The sequence below is a fragment of the Membranihabitans marinus genome (assembly GCF_021729155.1).
GTDB classification, from domain to species: Bacteria; Bacteroidota; Bacteroidia; order Chitinophagales; family Saprospiraceae; genus Membranihabitans; species Membranihabitans marinus.
Window position 1 is genome coordinate 38,538 of record NZ_JAJQYA010000007.1, and the last position, 26,555, is coordinate 65,092.

A 26,555-nucleotide genomic window follows, 5' to 3' on the forward strand; every position below is an offset into this window, starting at 1 on the left:
TTTAATTAATTTATATATTTATTCAGATATTAATCAAAATAATAAGTATGCACAATAAACCTATTTTAGCTGTAGACATGGATGATGTAATCACGGACACTTTTCAACAATCACTTGATTGGTATGCTAGAGATTTTGGAAAAAAATACAATAAGCAAGATTTACAAGGAAACTATCTCGCCGATGTAATTCCTAGTGAACATCGTGAGAAGATCCAACAATACTTCTTTACCAAAGGGTTTTTTAGAGAATTAAAACCCATCCCTGGAGCCATTGAAACCCTGTCTATGTTGCAAGATAGTTTTGAAGTATTCGTGGTGACTGCAGCACAACAATTTCCTCAATGTTTGACGGAGAAAAATGAATGGTTAGATGAATATATGCCTTTTATCGATTGGAGGTATCGAGTATTCTGTGGGCATAAATATTTTTTGAATGCCAAATATTTAATCGACGATCACGCCTATAATTTTGAAAAATATATTGGACATCCGATTTTATTCACAGCGCCTCACAATACCAAAGAGGACAGATATACCAGAGCAGACAATTGGGATGATGTTGTCAATATTCTTAAAATTAAGCAGCCCATTTAATTTTTGAGAATCTCAATTGACCACAGTGAATTATGATAAAATTTCTGCGATTTAAAGAGGAAAAAATTTCTTTAAACCCTTTAAATTATCACTGAATCAAAGCTTTATTTAAGTTGGACTCGGCCTTCTAATAATGGAAGAAAAATCAGTATATTTGTATAAATAAGAATTGACATTACCATCTTTATGGTTTGGGAATTCACAATTGGAAATATTTTTCAAAACAAAGTAACAATTCAATTGGTTTTAAGTTATAATAGTTGGCTTAATTAAATGAATTGTGATCGATGAATTTTGGGCTTCGAAACATAGCCATGATGGAAAATATTAATTCATAACTACACAAGGAATAAGATAGGTATACTAGATGACGAATATTAAATCAAATAAATCTTTTTGGCAGCGTCCCGAGGGCGTTACTGGCGGTATTGTTTTAGGTGGAATTGTATTGGCTGGTTTTGTTATTTTAAATGTGTTAATGCCTTATCTAACCCAAATAGCAATGTCTTGGTTGGGTTTGTCCATAATGTTAATTGTTCTTGGGCTTGTCCTCTACATGGTTCTAGATAAAAAGATGAGGAATTTAATATGGTACTTTTATAAGAGTGCAATGAGGTGGATTACCGGATTTTTCGTCAAAATTGATCCCATTGCTATTTTGAAGTCCTATGTGGCTGAATTACAGGAAAATGTAAAGAGAATGCATCGGCAAATTGGTCAGCTTCGAGGGCAAATGCATCAGTTAAAAGAAATGATTTATAATAATCAAAAAGAAATTAAAGCCAATATAGAGCAAGCCAGTGAAGCCAAGGATAATAATAAGAGAAATGTAATGATCCTCAAGTCCAGAAAAGCTGGGCGGTTGAAAGAATCTAATATGAGGCTGGAAGATCTCTACAATAGAATGGAAATCTTGTTTCGAGTCTTGAAAAAAATGTACGAGAATTCAGAAATATTGATGGAAGATATCAAGGATCAAGTCTCCATTAAAGAACAAGAAAGAAAAGCTATTATCGCTGGACAAAATGCCATGAGATCAGCTATGGATATTATAAAAGGGGATGGTGACAAAAAAGAGATGTTCGATAGAGCATTGGAAGCGGTAGCCGATGACGTCAGTCAAAAAGTCGGTGAAATGGAGCAATTTATGGAAATGTCAGAAGATTTTATGAACTCTATCGATCTCCAAAACGGGGTTTTCGAAGAAAAAGGACTGGCCCTTCTCGAAAAATGGGAACAGGACTCCGATTCCCTCTTACTCGGACACGAAAAAGATGGATTGCTTTTGGAGGCGGCCGATGAAGAAAATATCTTAGATCTCAACCAACCTATCCAAAAACCATTAAAAGAGACACAAAATCGTAAAAATCAATACGATTCTTTTTTTGATTAAAAACTAAATAATTTATAAATATGAAAAACGTATTCGCAATTCTATTTTTATGCGCCACATTTGTTACTGGAACTATGGCTCAAATTGCTACACCAGCGCCCAGTCCCTTATCCAAAGTTACTCAGAAAGTAGGCTTGGCAGAAGTGACCATTGAATACTCCCGACCAGGGGTAAAAGATAGAACTATCTTTGGCGATCTTATTCCTTATGGTGAATTCTGGAGAACTGGCGCCAATGCAACGACAAAAGTTACTTTTTCTGACGACGTAATGATCGCTGGTAAAGAACTTAAAAAAGGTACTTATTCATTGTTTAGCTTTCCAGATAAAAAACAATGGGATGTCATTTTTAGTACGAGTATGTCACTTCCTGGAGGTAGTGGTTACGACAGTTCAACAGAAGCGGTTAGAGTAACTCTTCCCGTTACTCAATTGGATCAAATGGTAGAGACCTTTACCATTAATGTAGGCAATATCAGAAACAATTCTGCTACCATCGATCTTACTTGGGAGAATACAGGAGTAAGTATTCCATTGGCTCTAGATACCGATGCCAAAGTATTCGCCAATATTGATAAAGCTATGGCCGGACCTAGCGCTAACGATTATTATGCAGCGGCTAGCTATTATTACGACAATGGCAAAGATTTGAAAAAAGCTCATGACTGGGTATCCAAAGCAGTAGCTATGGGGGATGGAAGCCAATTTTGGATGATCCATACCAAGGCCAAAATTGAAGCTGCTTTAGGTAAAAAAGCAGAAGCTATAAAGTCAGCTAACATGTCTATCAAAGCCGCGAAAGCAGCTGGTAATAACCAATATGTTATGTTTAATGAAAAATTGATTAAAAGCTTGTAATACAATCTTTTATTTTAATAAAGCAAAAGCGGTTTCACAGTGTGGAATCGCTTTTTTTGTCTTTATACCAAATGTGTTTATAATTGTCGGTTATTTTTCGGTTTGTATTAATGTACTGATATATAGTGTTTTGAGTTTTTTGTTTTGATCTCTTTTTTAATTTCTGCCTATATAGTTTGTCTTCTTGAAGAATATTATTTATTTTCGGTAACGTTACCGAAGCAAAATATATCTGGCTATTTGTCTAAAATAGCCGCAGACTATGGCTTGTAATCGGTTTATTGTTTAAGTAAAATGGATAACCCCTATGGAAAAAATTGATTACATCGTATTGGCATTGTATTTTTTTGTGTTAATCGCCATAGGGATATGGGGCTTTACCAGAGTTAAAAACTCCGCCGATTTTTACAACGCAGGAGGAAAACTCCCTTGGTGGTTGTCCGGAATATCTCACCACGTTTCAGGTTACAGCGGAGCTGTTTTTGTGGCTTACGCTGCGATAGCCTATACCCATGGATTTACCGTCTATATATGGTGGGCTCTGGGTATTGGAATTTCCATGATAGCCACTACCTATTATATAGCACCTCGTTGGTCGAGATTGCGATCACAAGTAGGCATTGTTTCTCCCACTGAGTATTTGGCCAATCGTTACAATATTCCTACTCAACAATTGATGGCTTGGAGTGGAGTGATCGTTAAACTCTTCGATATTGGGGCCAAATGGGCTGCTATAGGAATATTGCTCAATGTGTTTACTGGATTATCTATAGGGACAGGTGTCGCTATTTCTGGAGTGGTGACCTTATTGTATATTACGGTTGGAGGTTTATGGGCTGACGTACTCAACGATTTTTTCTCTTTTGTAATTCAATTGGTCACAGGAATTCTAATGTTTGTTATTGTATTACAACATCTGGGAGATGGTTTTCAAGGCGTATTTACCCTATGGGATCGTCTGCCTAGTGATCATAGCCAGGCTTTCAATGAACCCTATACGGTTGGTTTTTCGATTGCCTATCTCGTTATTGCCTTCTTTAGTTATAGTGGAGGAACATGGAATTTGGCGACGAGGTTTATATCTTCGAGTTCGGGAAAAGAAGCCCAAAAGGCAGCTTTGTTGTCCACCGTATTGTATTTGGTATGGCCTTTGATTTTGTTCTTTCCCATGTTTGCCGCCCCTGTGTTTTTACCCGATTTAGATGATCCCAGTCAATCCTATTCACTAATGGCTCTTGAGTTTTTGCCTCCAGGATTGGTAGGACTTTTGGTTGCCTCTCTTTTTTCAAATACCTTATCCATGGTATCATCCGATGCCAATACTATTTCGGCAGTGATAACCAGAGATATTTTACCGATTTTGGTTAAAAAAGTAAAAACCTTTAGTGCGGATAAAACTTTAATGATAGCGAGATTGACCACCTTTGTATTTATCCTTTTGACCATAATTATCGCTTTCAATTCTGATTCATTTGGCGGTGTAATCGGATTGTTGATTACTTGGTTTGCCGCATTGCTAGGCCCTATTTCCGTTCCGATGATATTGGGACTTTTGCCCTATTTTAAACACAGTAATAGCACGGCTGCATTGTTGTCCATAGTAACAGGATTACTGGCTTTTATCCTCAGTAAGTCCGTATTCGAATTGCCTTTTGCGATAGAATTGTCGTCTCCTATAATTACTTCATTGATCATCTATATAGGATATGGCTTGATATTTAAGCCTACTGTTAATGAAAAAGTAAATCATATTCTAAATTCCATTGACACCGACAAGGAAGTCAGCCAATTATCTCCTAGTCAAACATCAAATAAGGAAATATATGCAAATGATAGCCAAGGATAAATATATTAAACAATATCAGAATGATTTATTTGTAGATTATCTCCCTTTTTTAGAAAATCACATTATCGATCACGAAAATGGTGGTTTTATGTGCCATGCCAATTGGAAGGGCGAGTTGTTGGATCGTCATAAACGCGCTTGGTTTGATGGGAGAGGCATCTGGGTATATTCCTTCTTGTACAGCCATGTGAAAAAAGATGTCAAATACTTAGATGTGGCGGCGAAAACCGTCGATTTAGTATTTTCTAATCGTCCGACAAATCAAGAATTCTGGCCTTGGATGTATGACGAAAAGGGAAATGACCTCGAGTTGAGAGCTCCAGATATCTATGGCAACTTGTTTATTGCAGAAGGATTGACAGCGTATAGTCAGGCCATTGACGATATGGCGTATTGGAATCTTGCAAAAGATATAACCATGGCGGCCTTGAATAAATACGACGCCGAGGATTATTCATTTGTTCCACATTATGAATCTGATTTGAGTCAATTTAAGGCTCCCAGAGTGCTGGGACATTGGATGGTTTTTTTACGGATAGCCAGCCAGCTTTTAGCAATCAAAGAAGACAGTGAATTATTGGCTTTGACAGATCGATGCATAAAATCATTGTTGGATCATCATCTCGAATCCCACTGCAACTTAATGGTAGAATACAGGCATCACGATTTGTCGGCCATGGATGAGCCATGGAATGACTTTGTCTACATCGGCCACGGTATTGAAGTGGCTTGGATGATTATGGAAGAAGCCATTCGCAGAGAGGATAAAGGACTGTATGATAAGGCCAAGTCAATCTTTAGGAGGCACCTAGAAGTGGCTTGGGATGATGTCTATGGTGGTGTGTTTCATGAATGTCAACATATTGGTAAAAATGATTGGATCTTGGACAAATTACTGTGGGCGCAAGAAGAAGTATTGGTTGGCTTGATGTTGATTATTGAACACTCTAGTGATCAATGGGCCATAGAATGGTTTGAGAAGGCTTATCAATATACCGTTAGTCATTTTTCCTTGGCCAAGTACGATATTCCCCTCTGGAATATTGGAGGAAATAGATGGGTGGATTTTGATGGAACAGGGATTCGGATCGAAAATTACCATCATCCGCGTCATTTAATGATCAATCTGTTGCGATTACAGAGACTGTAGAACAAATTTAATTTTTATTTTAATTGATCTATATTTTTAGGTGGTTGATTGCGACGGTTTTACAGTGTAGCTCTGTCGTGTTAAATGTTTGAGGGATATTGTCCAACAGTATTCTTACCATTCTTATACCTTGATTTTAGGGGCTTGAAATCTATAGATCAATTCGATGAATGCTATTAGTTGTAGATATTTTTTATATTTATACTTAGGGGAATTGAAGATGTAGTAGTGTAAAAGAACAGATGGATTTCGTTCTTTTAATATATTCTTTGGTCTTTAAATATTTATTCTGATGCAAACTCGTACCATAATTGCTGCAGTAGCAAAAAATAAAGCTATTGGTTTTAAAAATAAATTGCCCTGGAATCTCGATGATGATTGGAAACATTTTAAAGCCGTAACTGCTGGTCATTCCTTTTTAATGGGCAGAAGGAGTTATGAAGCAGAGGATCATCTGCTGTCCGATAAATGGAATTATGTTTTAACCCAGCGATCCAATATTCCATTATGGGACAAATCTTCCATTGTGTCCTCGTTTCAAGAGTTTTTGCAGTTGACGAAGCGAGAAGCTGAAATATTTATCTTAGGGGGAGCAACCGTCTTTGATTTGGCCATTCGCAATAACTGGGCCAATAAAATGATATTGACCCATGTAGATGCTAGTCCTCAAGCCGATGCTTATTTTCCCGATGTTGATTGGAGTGAATGGAAAGAAATAGACCATCAAGAATTTAAGAAAAATGAAGTCAATGATTTCGATTTTAAGATAGTGACCTACCTTTCCCGCTCCATATTATAATAGTCTAATGAAGTGGGATAAAAGATGGCTAGCAGTCCACAATGCCTTATTAGCCAATTTTAATTAATTTATCGATAACCTAGATTATAGTAAAGACTGGATTTAGAATTGGAATTCGTATTTTGAGAAAATTATTAAAAATAAAAATCATCTTAGGTTGTTACTCAGAATACAAAAAAGTAAAGTTCAAAGTCAATGCTGAGGATACCGTAAAAATAAGAACAAGTGCAGTTATGAAAAAATTAAAACGAGATCCCAATAATTTTCCTTGGCGTGTGGCAGCTTCTGTCATCTTGTTGATGGCCTGTGGTCTACTTTATTTGCTGATAGATCTCGACAAAGATTACGAAACCTTATCTCAGGAGCATCAGCAAACCATTCAATATTATGATCAAGAATTAAAGGAAGCAGAAGAACTCCTTCAAGCCAAGTCGGAATTATTGGCTTTTACCACTAATAGAAGGACGGATAAAATAATAATGTCAAGTACCGATGCCAATGCCAGTGATGAAGCCGTAGTGTATTGGAATTCCGATTCTCACAACGTTTGGTTGGATCATTCGAATTTGCCGTCATTGGACAATCAGCATTCTTATCAGTTATGGGCATTAGAAAATGGTCAATCCATAGACTTGGGTGTTGTTGATAAATCGGAAGATCAAATTATTAAAATGAATGCTGTAGCTGCAGCCGATGGTTTTGCCATTACTGTGGAACCAATGGGAGGGAGTGAACAACCCACTTCGTCGTCCATAAAAGTCATTGGAGAAATTTAATATCTCATATGGGATAATATTATGACCTAGGTATAGAACTTATTATCTTTCTTCTCTGTTTTTTTCTCGTAGATTGAATATTGGATTTAATCGAATAATCACATTTGTTTTTTTAAATATCTTCGTATTTTATAAGGACTTTCCTAGCTTTGGAATGCTTGAATAATTAATATTATTTATATGAATTTAAAATGGACCTTGTTGTTGGCCTGTTGTTTTATAATGACTCATTGTAAAAATGGGCAAGAACCCAAGACCCTTATCCCATTATCTGATATGGCAATACACACTTTTGAAATCAAAGATCCTCATTCAAATGCGAATTTTAACGAGGTAGTGGTCAAACATTTAGATTGGAAAGCCGAAGTAGATTTCGATCAGAAAAAGATTAAAGCGAGAGCGGAGTGGACCATTGAAAATAAAACCGAGGCTACAAAATTAATATTGGATACCAAAGGATTGGCCATTGAGTCCGTTTATTTGAACGGAGATCAAGAAACGACATATACCTTATTGGATGGAGACAAATTGTTTGGTCAACCCTTGGTCATCGATATCCAAAACAATACCAAGACCGTAACCATTCAATACCAAACATCAGAGCATGCAGCTGCATTGCAGTGGTTGTCTCCTCAGCAGACCCATGACAAAGAGGCGGCATTTTTGTTTACCCAGTCACAGGCCATTTTGGCTAGAACTTGGCTACCCTGCCAAGACGGTCCAGGCGTGCGATTTACCTATAATGCTGAGGTCAATGTGCCCAAAGGGATGTTGGCTTTGATGAGTGCAGTAAATCCTGTAAAGACCAATGAAACCGGTATCTATAGTTTTCAGATGGATCAAGCCATTCCATCATATCTTATGGCATTGGCAGTAGGGCGGATGGAATATCAGGCATTGGATCACCATTCTGGTGTGTACGCCGAGCCTGGTATGTTGGCCAAGTCGGCAGCTGAATTTGTGGATTTACCATCGATGATTAATAAAGCGGAAGAAATGTATGGACCTTATCGATGGGGACAATACGACGTATTGGTTTTACCTCCTAGTTTTCCTTTTGGAGGTATGGAAAATCCTCGTTTGACCTTTGCCACACCTACCATCATTGCCGGTGATCAATCTTTGGTTTCACTAGTTGCTCATGAATTGGCCCATAGTTGGAGTGGCAATTTGGTGACCAATTCGGATTGGGAGGAAATATGGATCAATGAAGGTTTTACCGTCTATTTTGAGCATCGGATTATGGAGGCCTTAAAAGGTCGTGAATATTCTGAAATGTTGGCTAGTTTGACTTATCAGGAATTGATCGAAGAATTGGATGCCATGAAAGCAGATGGACAATGGGCGGATACCAAACTCAAAGTGGATTTAGTGGGAAGAGATCCCGATGAAGGACTGACTGGAGTCCCTTACAATAAAGGGTATTTGCTTTTGAGAAAAATAGAAGAAACCGTAGGTAGAGACAAATGGGATGGGTTTTTAAATACATATTTTTCGACCTATGCCTTTCACTCGATGAATACCGAGACTTTAATCGGTTTGTTAGAGGAATTTTTAATAAGTGAGAATAAAGCAATTGCAGATAGCCTTCAGTTGCGTCAATGGATCTATGAACCAGGTTTGCCAAGTAATGCCCCTGTCCCTTCCACTCAGCGTTTTTTGGCCATCGATGAATTGACGAAACAATGGTTGGACAAAGGGGAGTTGACTCAAGTCATGAAAGCCTCGTCGCAGTGGACGACTCATGAATGGTTACATTTTATAAACAATTTACCCAAAGATATCGGCATTGATCCATTGATGCAATTGGATGCTGCAATGGCATTGACTCAGTCTACTAACGCCGAAATTCAAGCAGCTTGGTACCAACTTTGTATTGTCAATCAATACGAAGAAATATATCCATATGTGGAAGAATTTTTAGTGGAAGTAGGCCGAAGAAAATTTTTAACTCCACTGTACAAAGCTCTAATGCAGTCTGAAACAGGTGCCGTATGGGCAGAGAAAATATACAAACAAGCACGTCCAAATTATCATCCTGTATCTTATCAAACCATTGATCAAATAGTACCATGGAAATAGTTATTCTCATACTTGGAATTATCGCCATTCTCATAGGCGTCCTAGGTAGTATACTCCCTGTATTGCCAGGGCCGACGGCTTCATGGTTGGGTTTGATTTTGCTCAATTGGTCGGGTTTTGGAAGTTTTTCTACTCAATTTTTAATTATAACCTTTGTAGTGGCTATTTTATCTATTGTCTTAGATTATATAATTCCTGCTGCCTTTGTCAAGCGCTGGGGCGGAAGTAAATTTGGACAGTACGGTGCTACAATCGGAGTAATTGTAGGTGTGTTTGTCGGACCATTGGGTATTGTTTTTGGATCATTTGTAGGTGCTTATATCGGTGAACTAATATACAGTCCTGGTAATACCAACGCCGCATTTCGATCTGCAATGGGATCATTTTTGGGTTTTCTATTTGGGACTGGAATCAAACTCATGTTGACGGTTTTGTACGCATGGTTTTTTATCCAAGCATGGGTGTTTTAATGATATGGGATTGGTATAATTGAATCATTGGAAAGACTGATGACTAGCAATTCTATATGATTTATAAATATAAAAATAAGGGATTTGACTGTTTTACAAACTAAGGATTTGTCGAAGAATTACGGACAAGTTACGGCTTTGTCGGGATTGAATTTATCCGTTCAACAAGGAGATGTCTTGGGGATTTTGGGGCCCAATGGAAGTGGTAAGACCACGACATTGAGTATTGTCTTAAATGCCATATGGGCCAGTAGTGGTAGCTATCAATGGTTTGGAAATCAGCCTTCTTCCCAATCCTTGAAACGGGTTGGTGCACTGTTGGAAAGTCCCATCTTCTTTCCCAATTTAACGGCGATTCAGAACTTAGATATTATAGGTCATATTCGAGGAGTTAAAGACCGTAATTACGATGATATTTTATACATGGTGGATTTATACGATAGAAGAAACCATAAATTTAGTAGCTATTCACTGGGAATGAAACAGCGACTGGCCATTGCCTCGGTTATGTTGGGCAGTCCAGAGGTGATGATCTTTGATGAACCGACCAACGGTCTAGATCCCAAGGGCATTGTCGATATTAGAAATATTTTAGTAGGCTTGGCTCAATCGGGCAAGACTATTATTCTCGCTTCTCATATTCTCGATGAGGTGGAAAAAATATGTACTCAATTGGCAATATTGAATCAGGGCAAGTTATTGGCCCATGGTCATATTAGTGATATTTTGGTTGCAAAACCCATTCTAGAGCTGTCCGCTGCCAATAATGATTTATTATTGGATTGGATTCAACGACTGCCGGGATATCGACGACATCTCAGAATAGGCGAGCGGTTTCAAGTTTTTTTTGACAAAGTTGATCAGGGATTGGATATCAATGAACATGCACACCGCGCAGGACATTCATTAACTCATTTTCAATGGATACAACCCAAGTTGGAAGATGCTTATTTAAAAATAATCGAAAATGGGAGGGTATGAATAGTTTAAAGTTAATCAAATTGGAATGGCTAAAGTATCGTCACAATAAAGCCATCTGGTTGTCTTTATTGGGATTTGTCATTGTTTTATTGATCATAATGTTGGCCTACGCTCAAATGGACGTAAAGATGAGCAGCGGACCTCAAGGTGGTCTGATTGATTTAAAGAAAAATATTTCTTTCCCTGAGATTTGGGAATTTACAGGTTACATTGGCGGCAACTGGATTGGCTTCTTTATTGTTGGTTTTCTAGGGACTTATCTGATGGCCACAGAAATAGCGCAAAAGACGGCCAGACAGCAAATCATTTCTGGATTGTCCCGAGGACAATACCTGTTATCTAAATTATTGTTCTTTCGAAATATCGCAACGATATTGACTATTTTCTATGTCGTAGTAGTTTTGTTTATAGGATTTACCAAATCATATGACTCCGTAGGCGAGGGGATATGGCTTACGATGGGGTGGATGGCTTTGCGTTTCTTTGTCATGACTATGTTGTATATTTTTCTTGGCGGCTTGTTTGGACTTTTATTTAAAAAGACCATAATGGCTTTTTTGTTTTACCTTTTTTACGGCATTTTTTTGGAACCTGTTATCCGATGGTATATTCACCCCAATTTTGCGCCGGAGTCATGGAATAGGTTTTATCCTATGAATGCGGCCGAAGATCTTATGCCCAGTCCGGGACAACGAATATCGCAATTTGATGAACTTTTGCAAGATGGCTCTCTATATTTGACAGCCAACCAAGCGCTAATCACTTCTATTGTCTATTTAATTATCATATTTACTCTGATGTATGGATTGATGCAACGCAAAAATGTATAAATCCAGATTTTCATTCCTGTTTACCCATTTCGTCCGTTAACAGATTTCCTGCCAATACTATAGGCTGACCTTTTATCAATTCGTATTATTCAATTAAATATTAGGAGGAATAATAAAAGTAAATTTCAGTAAAAGATAGAGTGTGTTGTCTATATAAATGGATTTTTATGACGTTTATCCCTAGAGGTATTGTAATATTTAAGAATAATTCCTATATTAGAACGATACTCTTGGATTTGCTTAGCGGATACAGTGAAGCAAGCACCAGACTGCCGTAATTAATAGTTAAATCAATCGACATGGAAGCTTATCAAATATTGCTGTTAATCGCCATTATATTAGAAAATATACATTTTTATATTTACCCCGGTAATAGAAGGCGTATTTTGAATAAAAGTACAGTGCTCATTATTTTGGGAATCATCGTTGTACTATTTCCAATGCTTGTTTTTTGGGGACCAACCAGTTTAGTTGAATCCATCATGAAATGGATTAAGTGGATTTGTTTGGCTATTGGAATTACAGGCATTCTATATTATGGGTTTTTAATTTTAAAGGCTGTTCTTTCTCAAGCTAAATCCTATTAATAAATCTGTTCTAAGGTTTTATACGAATTACATTTATATTGGTTTGCGCCCAATGAGGTGAATTTTTTACTTTATCTATATTTCTACCGCAGAATAGTCATTTATTTAAATACAAAGCAATTTTAGAGAAAGTAGAATTTGGCAAGATGAGTGCCAATTCCTACTTTAATTCGTGGCACGTGACTGAATTAGATCGCCAAAGAAGATGGCATTGGTAAATAATTTATTTGTACCATACCAAAACGCTCTGAAATTGGGATTGTCTGCAAAATTGACCAATCGGCCACCACCTATTGTAGCCACATGGATTGCACTTCCTCCTGCCATCATATTTTTATTGACCTTATGTAGATAGCCACTCAATAGAGGCTGTGGACTATATAATATTGGGTTTTTGTATTGGTAATTAGAAGGCTCGAAAACTAGATTGTTGTTTTTAAACACAGCCAAGGTGTTGCGATTGTAGCCATAGAGTAGGGGGTGACTTAAATCCACCTTTGTCTCTACAATACAACCACCGGTGTATCGCGCTCCATGATAGGAATTGATCTGGTCATAAGCCACATTGATATTGGTGGGGTTTTCTGGACTTTTATACTTCCAGTCTCCGATACCTTGACGTCGTAGCCATTGTCCAGCACTGCCTATAGTGATTAAATTTCCGCCATTTCTCAACCATGACAGCAGTTTGTCCTTTGAGATACCTTGGCCACTGCCATCGGCTAGAATTATAGTATTGTATTTGCTTAAATCATATTGATTAAACCGGGCTATATTCAATTTGGTAATTGGAATTTGATAGCGAGTATCTAGTAGATGCCAAATTTCTCCAACGGATCCAGCTTTTACTCCATCTCCCACAATAAGGCCAATTTTGGGTTGTGTTGTTGCAGCAAAATTCGGACTGCCCAGATAACTATCCGACATGGTACCCGTGGATACAGGAAATACCTTTACCTCATCAGTTTCATGGGCATGGGCCAAAATGGATTCTATTTTTTCTTTATCCTGGTTCTGAAGTATTACCATTAAACTGCCATAGCCGAAGCTAGAACCTTTGTAGGTAAAGGGCGATTTTGCAACTTTGACCCTAATTCCATTGCTCTGAAGTTGGTAAAGAACCTTGGGGCTGAGATAATCCGACCATGAGATCAAATAGCCATAATCGCTTTTTCTAAATTCTGATTTCGGACTCGTGGATACTTCAAGAACTTTTTCCCCCATTTGGACTTTGTCGGTTAAAGAGAAGGGAATGTCAAATGCCAAGGGCAATGTCCAAGTAGATACGTCGTAAAACAAGCTATCTTTGAATGTGGTATTTTTTTCAAATATGGTCTCTATTAATGTAGATTGGCGTTGATACATGGGGACGTAATAACTTTCTTCTTTTGAAAAATCATGCCGACTGGTTCTGATGTCATTTTTCAATCGATACACCTGAATGTCATGGGCTAAGAGGATGTTTACCAAAGCCTTGTTTTTGTAGCTGTTGTTGTCGCCAAATACATATCCAGAATTTTTCGAGGGCTTTTGATTTTTGAAATAATCGATCTGATAGGACTGCAATTCATCCTTTAAAGCCAGTCCGGCTCGAAGAGTGGACATAGAGGTGATAAATTGATTTCTTATGGTAAAAGGAAAGGAGAGTAGACCGTGGTCGCTTTCTTGTAAATGACCTCTGGAACTCGCTTGTTCAAACAAAATGCCTATACAGCCTTGAATGTCGGGATAGGTAGAACCCTTGCCGTAATAAAAGTCGTCAAAACTTTCCTTGGCATAATACAGTGAACCAATACTGTCTAGCGCATGACCGTGGAATTCCGCAATCTGAGCCGTTAATTGTTGATTGATTTCAGGGGTATGTGGATTGGTTCTCGATGGAATACCCGGCTGAAAAAAGAAAGTGGATGAAGTTCCCATTTCGTGATGATCGGTCAATATATTGGGACGCCATTGTTGATACAGCTCTATTTTGGCCATACTTTCAGGTTGTTGGACCGGCAGCCAATCTCTGTTGAGGTCAAACCAATAATGGTTGGTTCTGCCTCCTGGCCAAGTCTCACGGTATTCTCGATCTTGAGGATCTGAAGTTAGTGTGAAATTTTTCTGACTATTGACCCATGAGGAAAATCGCTGAAGTCCATCAGGATTAAAACTAGGATAAAGGATAATGACAGTTTCTTCCAAGATTTCCATAATTTCTTTGGATTGACTTGCCGCAAGATTATAGGCGTGCAACATGGCGGCATTGGCTCCTGATGCTTCGTTGCCGTGGATGGAGTATCCCTGCCAGACCACCAAAGGGAGGTCTTTGTGAGAACCATTCGATGATGATCCCAAGTCGGTTAGCGATATATGTTGTTGTCTTATATTTTCTAGGTTCTCAATATTCTTTGGATGAGAAATAATCAAGGCGATTAATGGCCTCGATTCATGAGTTTTGCCGTGTTCTATGTAGTGGATGCGGTCGGATTGTTGGGAGAGATGGCGCATATAAAACAACAATTGATCATGAGAAACATGCCATTCTCCAATATCCCAACCTAGAAATTGACTCGGCGATGTAATATCTGCTGATAAATCTGCCGTCGAAGGTAAGTAGTATGATTCCGATATTTGACCATATATGGGGCTGGCTAGCGATATTAGAATGAAATAAATGATGCAGTTATAGATTCTAGTCAATGAAGAGTGAAAGTAGGGTGAAAATAAATTCATAGGGCAAAATTTAATATGGATAATATCACTGAAAGAGCGATCAAATGATGAATCTGCAATATACAAAATCAAATATCATTCAAAATCATTTATAGACGAGTTCTCATAGTTGTGGGTATTTACGAAATCTTGATTTGTCTGTATTATTTTAGGGATCGATTTTTATAAGTGGAATATTTTGTATTATCAATCTAATGTACAGGTTGGATTATAAGGGCAAATAAGTTTTAGCCATTTTTTAAATATAGATGAGTATTCTTCTTTGCGGATAAGTTGATTGATTATTACCATCATATGTTTGGTAATACAGCTGAAGAGATATATTTTTAGCCATAAATAGTACACTTTTGGATCCTGTATTCAGATTTAATTAAAAGATTATGATGGTTAGACTTGTTATGTGTTCTTGGTTGTTGACCTTGGGTATGGCTCATGCTCAGAATAGCTATTTGGTGAGATATCCAGATCTAAGTCCCAATGGGCAATCCTTGGCCTTTTCGTGGCAGGGAGATATTTGGTTGATGGATATGGAGGGTGAAGAAGGAATTCGTCGAATGACGGTTAAGGAAAGCTATGAGTCTCATCCTCGATGGAGTGAAGATGGTGAGCGTTTGGTATTTAGTTCCAATCGATATGGCAATGCCGATATTATGGAACTCAGCGTTGCTACTGGCAATATCAAGCAATTGACTTATCATTCCGCTTCGGATCAAGAACCATCGTTTGATGGCCAGGGCAATGTCTATTTTTCAACGCGAAGGACATATCGCCAGTTGGAAAGAGAATCTGAAATCTACATCTTGCCACAAGGAGGGGCTACACCATACCGATATCTAAACGCTTTGGGATTTGAGCCCAATGTATCACCTGATGGTCGATTTATAGCCTTTGTTAAAGGCGGCTGTAGGGTGAGTAGGGAGCAGTATAGAGGTCCAGCCAATAGGGATATTTATTTGTATAATGTTGATAAAAAAACCTATACACAATTGACCAAAGATGAAGGTATGGATGTTCAACCGAGATGGACAAAAGACAATGAATTATACTTTTTGTCTGCTCGATCAGGTAAATACAATATTCATCGAATGAGTATCGATAAGCAAGGTAAGGCAAGTGGGATAACAGCTGTCACTAAATTCACAGATGATGGAATACGAAATTTTACCGTATCGGCCGACGGATCAGCTATTGTTGTAGAACATCAAGATGGATTGAAAATGGTTAATCCCAAGAATGGGCGAGCCAAGGCTTTAGAGATAGAATTGCCAGAGGATTCGCATTTTTACAATCGGGAGTTCACTAGTTTAGACCAATCGATACAGGATTTTTCTATTTCCCCCAACGAGAAATATGTGGCGTTGTCTGCCAAGGGTGAAATATTTGTCATTAAAAATGACGACAACAATCCTCGAAGCAATCGATTGACTCATCATCAATGGAAAGATTATTCTCCCATCTGGACTTCGGATACGACACTGTCATTTTTGTCGGACAGAACTGGTGTAGAAGATTTATATAGCTTGTCTTCGGCGGATACTTCACAATCTTCTCTGTTTCACTCATATCAAATGGATATTGTCAATCAGTCCAATAGTCCGGATAGGGAATTGGGAATATATCCTTCTCCAGATCTCAAGAAAATAGCATTATTAAAGGGAACTGGTCATTTAGTAGTATACGATGTGGATTCTACGGGTCGTTGGTCTTCTCCCATTACTCTGTTGGATGGTTGGTCTCCTCCCACTGGAATCACCTGGTCACCGGATAGTCGATGGTTGGCTTACTCGCAGAAAGATTTGTATTTCAACGCCGAGATATTTATCCAAGCTGCCGATGGTTCAGGGGAACCCATCAATGTGAGTATGCATCCTCGAGGAGATTCCAATCCAGTTTGGAGTAAAGACGGACGAAAATTGGCTTTTAAATCCAATCGAAACAACGGTGATGACGATATTTGGTTTGTATGGTTGCAAAAGGAAAATTGGGAGAAATCGAAACAAGAATGGAAGGAGGAAAAGTACGATGATGTTGATTTTAAAAAATCCAGTCAAAGTGGTTCTTCAAAATCATTGAGTGATTCTGTATATATAGATGTCGACAAAATATATCGTCGATTGGTTCAGGTCACCTCTTTGCCGGGGGATGAATCCAATATCATCATTGATAATTCAGGTGAAACCATCTATTTTAATGGCCATTCAGAAGGCAAATTGCGTTTCTTTTCTATTAAGTGGGATGGCAGTGAACTGAAAACCGTATTGCCTTCTCCAGTCTATCGCAGTCAACTTTCTAGCAACGGAAAGTCACTGTATTATATTTCTAGAGGCAAACTCATGACCTTAAATCTAGATTCTAAAAAGGCAAAAAATATCCCCTTCTCTGCTTCCATTAATATAGATAGAGAGGAGGAGAGAGCACAGGTCTTTGAAGAATTATGGCGGGTGTTGAATGATCGATTTTATGACCCTCAATTTCATGGGCAAAATTGGCAAGGACTTAAAGAAAAATACAAACCATGGGCAATGGCTGCCTCTACTCAGCAGGATTTTAGAGATATGGTCAATGATATGTTGGGGCAGTTAAATTCCTCTCATATGGGGCTATACGGAGATAATCCCGAAAAGGTAAAAGCAATAAGTACTGGAAAAATCGGAATCGAAGTTATGCCAACGAAGGAGGGTATTGAAATAAGTCATGTAGTTCCCTTGTCGCCTGCAGATAGGGAAGAGAGTGCTCTCAAGGTCGGCGACAGAATATTGGCAGTCAATGGAGTAGAGGTATCTCCTCAGGAAAATTTTTGGATTCATTGGATGGAGACTACCGAACAGAAGATCTGGCTGAAAATAGAACGCGACGGTCAATCTATGGATATCTATATCAGGCCTCAAAAATCCATGGCCAAGGAGTTGTATGAAGAGTGGGTAGAGGAGAGAAGAGCACTGACAGATAAATATTCCAAGGGGCGATTGGGTTATATCCATATACAGGGTATGAATTGGACGAGTTTTGAAGCTTTCGAGCGAGAATTAACGGCTTCGGGCTATGGAAAGGAAGGTTTGGTTATCGATGTGAGATACAACGGTGGGGGTTGGACGACTGATATGTTGATGACGGTACTCACGGTTCAACAGCACGCTTATACCGTACCTAGAGGAGCGAGCGACAATTTGAAAAATCACGAGAAATATGCTAACTATTACCCTTATGGGGAAAGGTTGCCTTTGTCGGCATGGACTCTGCCAGCTGCGGCTATATGTAATCATTCTTCATATTCCAATGCTGAAATATTTTCCCATGCATTCAAAAACTTGGGGCGGGGGCCACTCATTGGAGAGCCCACTTTTGGGGCTGTAATCTCTACTAGTGGGACCAGTCTAATGGATGGATCTTATGTGCGACTGCCTTTTAGAGGATGGTTTGTGAAGAAAACAGGGGACAATATGGAAGGCAGTCCAGCTGTTCCAGATTATGTAGTGTACAATCCTCCAGGACAAAAGGCCGAAGGCGAGGATGATCAATTGAAAAAAGCAGTAGAAGTATTGCTTAGTGAGATGGATGGTAAATAATTAGGAGGATATTAATGTTGATAACAATGGTGATATTTTTTTCGTAATTAATACAGGAAACAAAAACTCACCATTGGAGTTATATTTGAATATCTTGTGGGTTTTTAAAGATTGGAGATCAAGGGATAGGCCGAGGTGGTCTAATTCCCTATATTTTATAATTATATCAGGAATATTGCATTTATATAGTAGTTTTATAAAAGGAAAACTCTATCTTTGCGCTCCTGAATCAACAAAAAAAGTTCTTTGTCATGAAAGGTTGGAAAGAATTAGTTTTGAAGTTGCCTGGGTTGCCGGTGGGGAAAACCACTATTACAACTGAAGTTACTTCAGATTTTTTCAAATCATTTGAGCAATCTCCTATAGAGAAAGCATCATATAATACGACGATAGTTCTCGATAAGAAACCGGGATTTTATGTGTTAACCGTAGAAGCCAATGGCTGGAATGGCACCATATGTGACCGATGTTTAGAGGCTATTCAATTGCCGGGCAGTACTACGTATAAATTTTATTTTAAACAAGGTGCTGGTGACGACTGGATGGCAGAGGAAGACGTCGTGGTATTGGATGAAGGTGTTGTAGAACTGGATATACGTCCTTATGTACATGAGGCCATAGTATTGTCCTTGCCTATTGTGAATACCTATGATTGCGAAAATGATGTCAACGCACCATGCGACGAAAACATACTTTCTTTTTTGAGAGAGAGTGACGATGAATCAGGACAAAATAATCCCTCGTGGGATGTTTTAAAAAATATTAAATTCGAAGACTGAAAAATTAAATAGTTATGGCACATCCAAAGAGTAGGATATCAAAACAAAGAAAACGTAAACGTAGAACACATTACAAAGCAGGTGTTCCTCAAGTAGCTACTTGTCAATCTACTGGTGAGTCTCATTTGTTTCACCATGCATATTCTGTAGACGGAGATCTTTACTACAGAGGTAGAGTGTTGGTGAAATCTTCTGAGCAAGAAGACGTAGAATAGATCGTAGACTATGTTGAAGAAGATAGTAAATACAGATAAGGCGCCATCTCCGGTAGGTCCTTACAATCAGTCTATTGTGGCTGGTGATATGGTTTTTATTTCTGGTCAAATTCCATTAGATGCTTCTACAGGGCAGTTGGTTTCTGATTCTATTGAATCTGAAACGCGACAGGTTATGAATAATATAGGAGCTGTTCTCGAAGCCAATGGTCTTGATTTTGAAGCTGTGGTAAGTTGTTCCGTATTTGTTAAAGATATGGAGGACTACGGCAAAATAAATGCCGTATATGCATCTTATTTTCAAGAGGATACTGCGCCAACCAGAGCTTTGGTTGAGGTAGCTCGATTACCTAAAGATGTTAATATAGAAATATCAGCAATAGCTTATAAACACAGATAATCAAAATCATATAATGGAGGTATCAACCAAACAGGTTCTATCCTTAATTCAACCGACAGGAGACATTCATTTAGGTAATTATTTAGGGGCAGTCAAAAATTGGGTGGATATCCAGGATCGATATTCCTGTGTGCTCGGTGTGGCCAATTTACATGCCATGACCATGCCGTATAATGCCAAAAAATTAGAAGAAGCTACTTGGAAAATGATTTATCAATTGCTCGCATTGGGTGTGAGTGCCGATAACTTGTTTATCCAATCTTTGGTTCCTGAACATATGGAACTCTGTTGGATTTTGTCCACAACCTGCTCATATGGAGACCTAACTCGTATGACACAGTTCAAGGACAAGAGCGATCAATTGCTCGAAAACAATGGAAAAGATGAATTTATTTCGTCGGCCTTGTTTTTTTATCCCGTCCTGCAAGCCGCAGATATCTTGATCTACAATGCCGACCTTGTGCCTGTGGGTAAAGATCAAGAACAACACCTAGAATTATCTAGAAATATAGCCCAACGGTTTAACTACCAGTTTGGCGTTGAGTATTTTAAATTACCCCAACCTTTATTTACGGAAACACCAAAGATACAATCTTTGGCCAATCCGTTGAAGAAGATGAGTAAGAGTTTGGGTGAAAAGCATTTTATAAATATTTTTGGAGACGAAAAGCGAATTAGAAAACAAATCAATTCTGCAGTGACCGATACTGGTGAAAATACCAGTGGAGAAATGAGTCCAGGAGTTAGTAATTTGTTTCAAATACTTTGGTCGACCAATGGTATAGATAGTCATCAGCAATTGATGGCGGCTTATCAAAATGGTGGACTGTCATATAAAGATCTCAAAGAAGAAGTTGCCAATAATTTAATGGTGTTTTTGGAATCGTCTAGAGAGCGATACAAGGAAATTAATTCCGAAAAGCGTCGTTATAGAGACATGGTAAAAGCATCCACCGATGTCATCCGCAAGAAAGCGCAAAGTACATTGAAGGATGTGAGAGCAATAACCGGAATACTTAATGTAAAATACTAAAGATGAAGATTTTTTGTGTGGGTAGGAATTACGTGGACCATGCTAAAGAATTGAATAATCCGGTCCCGGATCAGCCATTGATATTTATGAAACCATCGACGGCTTTGCTTCAAAATAATCAAGACTTTGTTTATCCTGAATTTTCAAAAGAAATACATTACGAAGGAGAAATCGTTATTCGAATCTCCAAAACAGGAAAAAATATTGCTTTAGAAGAAGCACATCAATATTTTAATCAAATAGCGTTTGGTTTTGATTTTACCGCTAGAGATATACAATCCCAATTAAAACAAAAAGGACAACCTTGGGAAATAGCCAAGGGATTTGACGGATCAGCTGCCATAGGTGGTTTTTTATCATTTAATAGTTCCTTAAGTGACAATAACCATTTTGAGACCTATAAAAATGGGAAACAAGTTCAAAATGGAAATACTAACGAAATGATTTTTTCATATTCGGATATTATTGTTTATTTGTCAAAGTTTTTCACATTGGAAGCTGGAGATATTATTTTTACTGGTACTCCAAAAGGAGTAGGGAAAGTTGAAAAAGGAGATGTCTTAGAAGGTGTGATAGATGGAAGGAAAGTATTATCTTGTACTATAATTTAAAAATATAATATGTCGTATTTTTTTACTTCAGAATCCGTTTCAGAAGGACATCCAGATAAAGTAGCAGATCAAATTTCTGATGCCGTCCTCGACGCTTATTTAAATCAAGATCCTAAGTCGCGAGTGGCTTGTGAGACCATGGTTTCCACAGGATTGGTTATGGTAGCTGGAGAAGTGCGTTCTACTGCAGTGATCGATTTGCAAAAAATTGTTCGAGATACGATAAAAAAAATAGGTTATACCAAAGCCGATTATCGATTTGACTATAATTCATGTGCCGTTATCAATGCATTGCATGAGCAATCAGAAGATATAGCCATGGGGGTAGATGAGAAGGAAGGAGTCAAAGATATAGGTGCGGGTGACCAGGGAATGATGTTTGGATACGCTACCAACGAAACCGGTAACTATCTTCCTCTAGGATTGGATATCGCCCACAAGATGTTGTTTGAACTGAGCGAGTTGAGAAGGGAAAATAACGAAATTAAATATCTAAGACCAGATGCTAAGTCGCAGGTCACTATTGAATATTCTGACGATCATCAGCCACTTAGAATCAATACCATAGTTCTGTCTACTCAACACGACGCCTTTGATGAAGACGACAGTGTAATGTTACAGAAGATAGATGCTGATATCAAGAACATCCTAATGCCACGAGTCATTGCTCAGTACGACGAGTCGGTTCAAAATTTGTTTACAGATAAGATTACCTATCATATTAATCCAACTGGAAAATTTGTGATTGGTGGACCTCACGGCGATACTGGTTTAACTGGTCGAAAAATCATTGTCGATACTTATGGTGGAAAAGGTGCTCACGGTGGTGGTGCATTTTCAGGAAAGGATTCGACTAAAGTGGATCGCTCAGCGGCCTATGCAACGCGTCACATAGCACGCAATTTAGTGGCTGCAGGAATAGCTGATAAATGTTTGGTACAAGTGGCTTATGCCATCGGTGTTTCCAAGCCGGTAGGTTTGTTCATCGATACCTATGGAACGTCTAAGGTGGAATTGAAAGACAGTGAAATCGCTGAGAAAGTATTAGAACTTTTTGACTTGCGTCCTTCTGCCATCATAGAAACTTATCAACTCAATAAACCAATATTTTCTGAAACAGCTGCCTATGGACATATGGGTAGAATACCAAGTATAAAATCGGTAGAATTAAAATACAACGGCCAAGTTAAAGTGGAAGAAATTGAAACTTTCTCTTGGGAAAAAGAGGATAGGGTAGACGATATCAAAGCCGCATTTAATCTGGGCTAGAATACCATCTATATACTGTTATTTCATGTAGTTTTAATCGATAATTTTATTGATTGACATTTATTGTCATAAATTATCCATTAAATTTGTTTTATCTCTTAAACTAAGAAGGGGTATTAATGTTTTTCATATAATACGACCATTCTTGAAACCTATTTTTGATTATGGACCAGTTAATTAATTTCGAAAGAAGGCATATCGGTATTTCTAATGAACAAAAATCAGCAATGTTGAAAACCATTGGTATGGATTCAACAGATGCAATGGTTAGACAAATCATTCCAGCAGAAATCCAATTGTCTCATTTTGATTTAGACCTACCTGCAATGACTGAGGCTGAATATCTAAGTCATATTCAGACGAAAGCCATGAAAAATAAGGTCTTTAGATCGTTGATTGGTCAGGGTTACTACAATACCCATACCCCCTCTGCCATAAGAAGAAATATTTTGGAAAATCCAGGATGGTACACCCAATACACTCCATATCAGGCAGAGATTTCTCAGGGGCGTTTGGAAGCTTTGTTTAATTTTCAGACCGTTGTTTCCGACCTAACTGGATTTCCCATAGCCAATGCATCTTTATTGGATGAAGGCACAGCAGCAGCTGAAGCCGTATCCATGCTGATGGCTAGTGTCAATAAAAAGAATAAGAAAAATCCCAAGTCCATTTGTTTTATTCAAGACACCGTGTTCGCGCAAACACGATCAGTGATATTATCTAGAACGAAACCTTTGGGCTACAGTATCCAATTATTTGGAGATATTTCGGAAGTAGATGTTGAAACTGCTGGAGTAGTAGTAATTCAATATCCGGATAGCCGAGGGAATATAGCTCATATTAAAGATAAATATAGCGCTCTGTCTGATGCCGGTATCGGTTTGATCGCTATCTGCGACTTGTTAGCACTTACACTGTTGGAAAGCCCCGGACATTTAGGATTTGATGTAGCCGTAGGAACTACCCAACGCTTCGGTGTACCCATCGGTTTTGGAGGCCCACATGCTGGGTATTTCGCCTGTTTGGACAAATACAAGCGAGTTATTCCTGGACGAATCATCGGATTGAGTAAGGATGTTCATGGTAATCCAGCATATAGAATGGCATTACAAACCAGAGAGCAACACATTAAAAGAGAAAAAGCGACCTCGAATATATGTACAGCACAAGCCTTGTTGGCTATTATGGCTGGGATGTATGCTGTGTATCACGGCCCCAAAAATCTTAGACGAATTGCCCTAAGAACTCATTTGTTGACCCATAGTCTCTATCAAGCCTTAGCTGCCGGTGGAATTGAGGTGGCCGAAACGGTATTTTTCGATACTATAGTGTTGCCTATGTCTCCGGAAGACCAGGGTGAAATTAGAAAGCTTGCCCTAGAGGCTGGATTCAACTTTCACTATACCAATGAAGGTATTCAGATTTCTTTGGATGAGTTGTCTACTGAAAGTGAGGTTTTAGCTATATTGAAAATATTTGGAGTAACGGTCACTGAATTGTCTTATACCGGAAAATTAGAGGATACATATTTGCGAACCGACGCTATATTGAGTCATCCCGTATTTAATCAATATCGCTCGGAGACTAATCTAATGCGTTATATTAAATCTTTAGAGAACAAAGATTTGTCATTGGTTCATTCTATGATTCCTTTGGGATCTTGTACTATGAAGCTCAATGCAGCCTCTGAATTGATTCCTATTACTTGGACGGAGTTTTCGACATTACACCCTTTTGTTCCTCAGAATCAAAGCCTTGGGTACCGTGAAATAATTGAAGATCTCGGTCAGTATTTAGCTAAAATTACTGGATTTCACGCTTGCTCTTTTCAGCCAAATTCTGGCGCGCAAGGTGAATTTACTGGGCTCTTAGTTATTCGAGCTTATCATGAAGACCATGGAGGGGCGGATCGCAGACTAATTGTAATTCCAGCATCGGCTCATGGAACCAATCCAGCTTCAGCCGTATTGGCAGGATACGATGTAGCCATTGTCCGATCTGATGAAGATGGCAATATCGATTTAAAGGACTTAGAAGATATAATAAATAGACATGGTTCTGAGATAGCCGGCTTTATGGTGACTTATCCATCGACCCATGGGGTATTCGAATCCACAGTGAAACAAGCCTGTGATATGATTCACGCCATCGGAGGATTGGTCTATATGGACGGTGCCAATATGAATGCACAAATTGGATATACCTCGCCTGGATTTATTGGGGCCGATGTATGTCACTTAAATTTGCATAAGACCTTTGCCATCCCGCACGGAGGAGGTGGGCCAGGGGTAGGACCTATCTGTGTAACTGAAGCGCTAAGTGATTACTTGCCAGGACATCCTTATTTGGAAGCCAATGAAGGCCAAAAGAGTATTGATGCCGTTGCTTCAGCTCCTTATGGATCGGCTAGTATTTTATTGATTTCCTATGCCTATGTTAGAATGTTGGGGGCTAGGGGATTAAAAAATGCTACAAAGTACGCCATCCTCAATGCCAATTACCTCAAGACGGTTTTGTCCTCTCACTACGATATATTATATACGGGAAGTGGTGATTTTGTAGGTCATGAATTGATATTGGATTTAAGAAAATTTAAAGAAGTGGGCATTAGTGCCGAGGATGTAGCCAAGCGGTTAATCGATTTCGGATTTCATGCTCCCACACTATCTTTCCCAGTAGCAGGTACTTTGATGATAGAGCCGACGGAGAGTGAAGACAAAGTAGAATTGGATCGATTTATCGCTGCCATGGTAGCTATTCGAGCCGAGATCGATGAGGTAGCTTTGGGTGAATATCCCAAAGACGACAATGTTTTGGTCAATGCACCTCATCCTATTTTTATAGCCACTATGGACGATTGGCCTTATCCTTATTCGAGACAAAAAGCTTTGTATCCTTTGGATTCATTAAGAGAAGGTCATAAATTCTATATTCAGGTAGGACGAATAGATAATGCCTATGGCGATCGAAATTTAATTTGTACCTGCCCACCCATTGAAGACTATATCACTCAAACATAGATGGTTGTAAAAGGAGTGAAAACATTAAGATTTTGTTTTTCGAACTCGGTAAAACAATACCATATCAATTCCGTTTTATTAGTGTAAGTTGCTTATCAAGAATAGGCTTTAAACATTGTATATCAATGGTTAATATATTACTATATCCTAATAATGAACGATTTTTATGAATAAATTGATTGGTACTTGGGAAATGCTCCCTTCAGATAGAACTGCAGTCGCTACAACTGACCGTAAATACAATACATACGTAATAAAAAAGGTGGATAAAAACAAAATGATGATTCAGTCTGAATGGACTACATCAGATAACAAGCGCGGTTTTATAGGGTACACTGTCAATACCGATGGGATTCCCAGAAAGAACCGATTGGACAATACCAAATTCATAGGCAAATTTAGAGGGAAAAATGTGTTAACCACTACCACCATGGTCGATGAACAAGTAGAGTCCATGGTTGTGCGAGAAGTGCTGGAGTCAGGAGAATTAAAATTGACCAAGATCTATATTTCCAGCGAAGGAGAACAAACCACTCAGGTTCAATATTACAAAAAAGTTCAGTAGTAGTGACGCTGT

22 protein-coding genes are annotated in these 26,555 nt (G+C 38.5%); 21 read left to right on the forward strand and 1 reads right to left on the reverse strand.

Annotated features, from left to right (window positions below; all coding sequences use genetic code 11):
• Nucleotides 1-47 precede the first annotated feature (47 nt).
• From LVD51_RS06460 to LVD51_RS06515, 12 genes are all read left to right on the forward strand, one after another.
• Complete coding sequence (locus LVD51_RS06460; RefSeq protein ID WP_236970387.1) at nt 48-596, forward strand: 5' nucleotidase, NT5C type; 549 nt, start codon at nt 48-50, stop codon at nt 594-596.
• A 367-nt stretch (nt 597-963) separates the two neighbouring features.
• Nucleotides 964-1,989 (forward strand): coiled-coil domain-containing protein, encoded by a 1,026-nt coding sequence (locus LVD51_RS06465; protein WP_236970388.1) that lies wholly within the window; start codon nt 964-966, stop codon nt 1,987-1,989.
• Between the two features lie 20 nt (nt 1,990-2,009).
• Nucleotides 2,010-2,846, forward strand: coding sequence for a DUF2911 domain-containing protein (locus LVD51_RS06470; protein ID WP_236970389.1), 837 nt, complete (start codon nt 2,010-2,012; stop codon nt 2,844-2,846).
• A 307-nt stretch (nt 2,847-3,153) separates the two neighbouring features.
• Nucleotides 3,154-4,692, forward strand: coding sequence for a sodium:solute symporter family protein (locus LVD51_RS06475; RefSeq protein WP_236970390.1), 1,539 nt, complete (start codon nt 3,154-3,156; stop codon nt 4,690-4,692).
• Nucleotides 4,676-5,842 carry an AGE family epimerase/isomerase gene (locus LVD51_RS06480; protein ID WP_236970391.1) on the forward strand — a complete coding sequence of 389 codons (1,167 nt, stop codon included), beginning with the start codon at nt 4,676-4,678 and terminating at the stop codon, nt 5,840-5,842. Before LVD51_RS06475 ends, LVD51_RS06480 begins: the two co-directional genes overlap by 17 nt.
• A 292-nt stretch (nt 5,843-6,134) precedes the next feature.
• Entirely contained in the window at nt 6,135-6,641 is a 507-nt protein-coding gene (locus LVD51_RS06485; protein ID WP_236970392.1) for a dihydrofolate reductase, read from the forward strand.
• A 122-nt stretch (nt 6,642-6,763) separates the two neighbouring features.
• On the forward strand, nt 6,764-7,417 hold the full coding sequence (locus LVD51_RS06490; protein ID WP_236970393.1) for an anti-sigma factor: 654 nt from the start codon (nt 6,764-6,766) through the stop codon (nt 7,415-7,417).
• Nucleotides 7,418-7,597: 180 nt separating this feature from the next.
• Nucleotides 7,598-9,499, forward strand: coding sequence for a M1 family metallopeptidase (locus tag LVD51_RS06495; protein ID WP_236970394.1), 1,902 nt, complete (start codon nt 7,598-7,600; stop codon nt 9,497-9,499).
• Nucleotides 9,490-9,969 carry a DUF456 domain-containing protein gene (locus LVD51_RS06500; protein WP_236970395.1) on the forward strand — a complete coding sequence of 160 codons (480 nt, stop codon included), beginning with the start codon at nt 9,490-9,492 and terminating at the stop codon, nt 9,967-9,969. Before LVD51_RS06495 ends, LVD51_RS06500 begins: the two co-directional genes overlap by 10 nt.
• A gap of 84 nt (nt 9,970-10,053) precedes the next feature.
• Nucleotides 10,054-10,950: an ABC transporter ATP-binding protein gene (locus tag LVD51_RS06505; protein WP_236970396.1), complete on the forward strand. Its 897-nt coding sequence runs from the start codon at nt 10,054-10,056 to the stop codon at nt 10,948-10,950.
• Nucleotides 10,947-11,780: an ABC transporter permease gene (locus tag LVD51_RS06510; RefSeq protein WP_236970397.1), complete on the forward strand. Its 834-nt coding sequence runs from the start codon at nt 10,947-10,949 to the stop codon at nt 11,778-11,780. Before LVD51_RS06505 ends, LVD51_RS06510 begins: the two co-directional genes overlap by 4 nt.
• Before the next feature lie 299 nt (nt 11,781-12,079).
• Nucleotides 12,080-12,367, forward strand: a complete 288-nt coding sequence (locus tag LVD51_RS06515; RefSeq protein ID WP_236970398.1) for a hypothetical protein — start codon at nt 12,080-12,082, stop codon at nt 12,365-12,367.
• A gap of 165 nt (nt 12,368-12,532) precedes the next feature.
• Here the strand turns inward: LVD51_RS06515 and LVD51_RS06520 are convergent, their stop codons facing one another.
• Nucleotides 12,533-15,085, reverse strand: a complete 2,553-nt coding sequence (locus LVD51_RS06520) for a M14 family metallopeptidase (RefSeq protein ID WP_236970399.1) — start codon at nt 15,083-15,085, stop codon at nt 12,533-12,535.
• Between the two features lie 380 nt (nt 15,086-15,465).
• Between LVD51_RS06520 and LVD51_RS06525 the strand changes: the two genes are divergently transcribed.
• The 9 genes from LVD51_RS06525 to LVD51_RS06565 all read left to right on the forward strand — a co-directional run bounded on the left by LVD51_RS06525 (nt 15,466) and on the right by LVD51_RS06565 (nt 26,543).
• Nucleotides 15,466-18,651, forward strand: a complete 3,186-nt coding sequence (locus LVD51_RS06525; RefSeq protein ID WP_236970400.1) for a S41 family peptidase — start codon at nt 15,466-15,468, stop codon at nt 18,649-18,651.
• Nucleotides 18,652-18,902: 251 nt separating this feature from the next.
• Nucleotides 18,903-19,430: a YceD family protein gene (locus LVD51_RS06530; RefSeq protein ID WP_236970401.1), complete on the forward strand. Its 528-nt coding sequence runs from the start codon at nt 18,903-18,905 to the stop codon at nt 19,428-19,430.
• 14 nt (nt 19,431-19,444) lie between these two features.
• On the forward strand, nt 19,445-19,645 hold the full coding sequence (gene rpmF, locus LVD51_RS06535; protein WP_236970402.1) for a 50S ribosomal protein L32: 201 nt from the start codon (nt 19,445-19,447) through the stop codon (nt 19,643-19,645).
• Nucleotides 19,646-19,658: 13 nt separating this feature from the next.
• Nucleotides 19,659-20,045: a RidA family protein gene (locus LVD51_RS06540; protein WP_394803157.1), complete on the forward strand. Its 387-nt coding sequence runs from the start codon at nt 19,659-19,661 to the stop codon at nt 20,043-20,045.
• Between the two features lie 13 nt (nt 20,046-20,058).
• Nucleotides 20,059-21,078 carry a tryptophan--tRNA ligase gene (gene trpS / locus LVD51_RS06545; RefSeq protein ID WP_236970404.1) on the forward strand — a complete coding sequence of 340 codons (1,020 nt, stop codon included), beginning with the start codon at nt 20,059-20,061 and terminating at the stop codon, nt 21,076-21,078.
• Between the two features lie 2 nt (nt 21,079-21,080).
• Nucleotides 21,081-21,689, forward strand: a complete 609-nt coding sequence (locus tag LVD51_RS06550) for a fumarylacetoacetate hydrolase family protein (RefSeq protein WP_236970405.1) — start codon at nt 21,081-21,083, stop codon at nt 21,687-21,689.
• Nucleotides 21,690-21,698: 9 nt separating this feature from the next.
• Complete coding sequence (metK, locus tag LVD51_RS06555) at nt 21,699-22,958, forward strand: methionine adenosyltransferase (RefSeq protein WP_236970406.1); 1,260 nt, start codon at nt 21,699-21,701, stop codon at nt 22,956-22,958.
• 164 nt (nt 22,959-23,122) lie between these two features.
• Nucleotides 23,123-25,978: an aminomethyl-transferring glycine dehydrogenase gene (gcvP, locus tag LVD51_RS06560; protein ID WP_236970407.1), complete on the forward strand. Its 2,856-nt coding sequence runs from the start codon at nt 23,123-23,125 to the stop codon at nt 25,976-25,978.
• 166 nt (nt 25,979-26,144) lie between these two features.
• A complete protein-coding gene (locus LVD51_RS06565; RefSeq protein WP_236970408.1) occupies nt 26,145-26,543 on the forward strand; it encodes a hypothetical protein in 399 nt (132 codons plus the stop codon).
• The last annotated feature ends 12 nt before the right edge of the window (nt 26,544-26,555 follow it).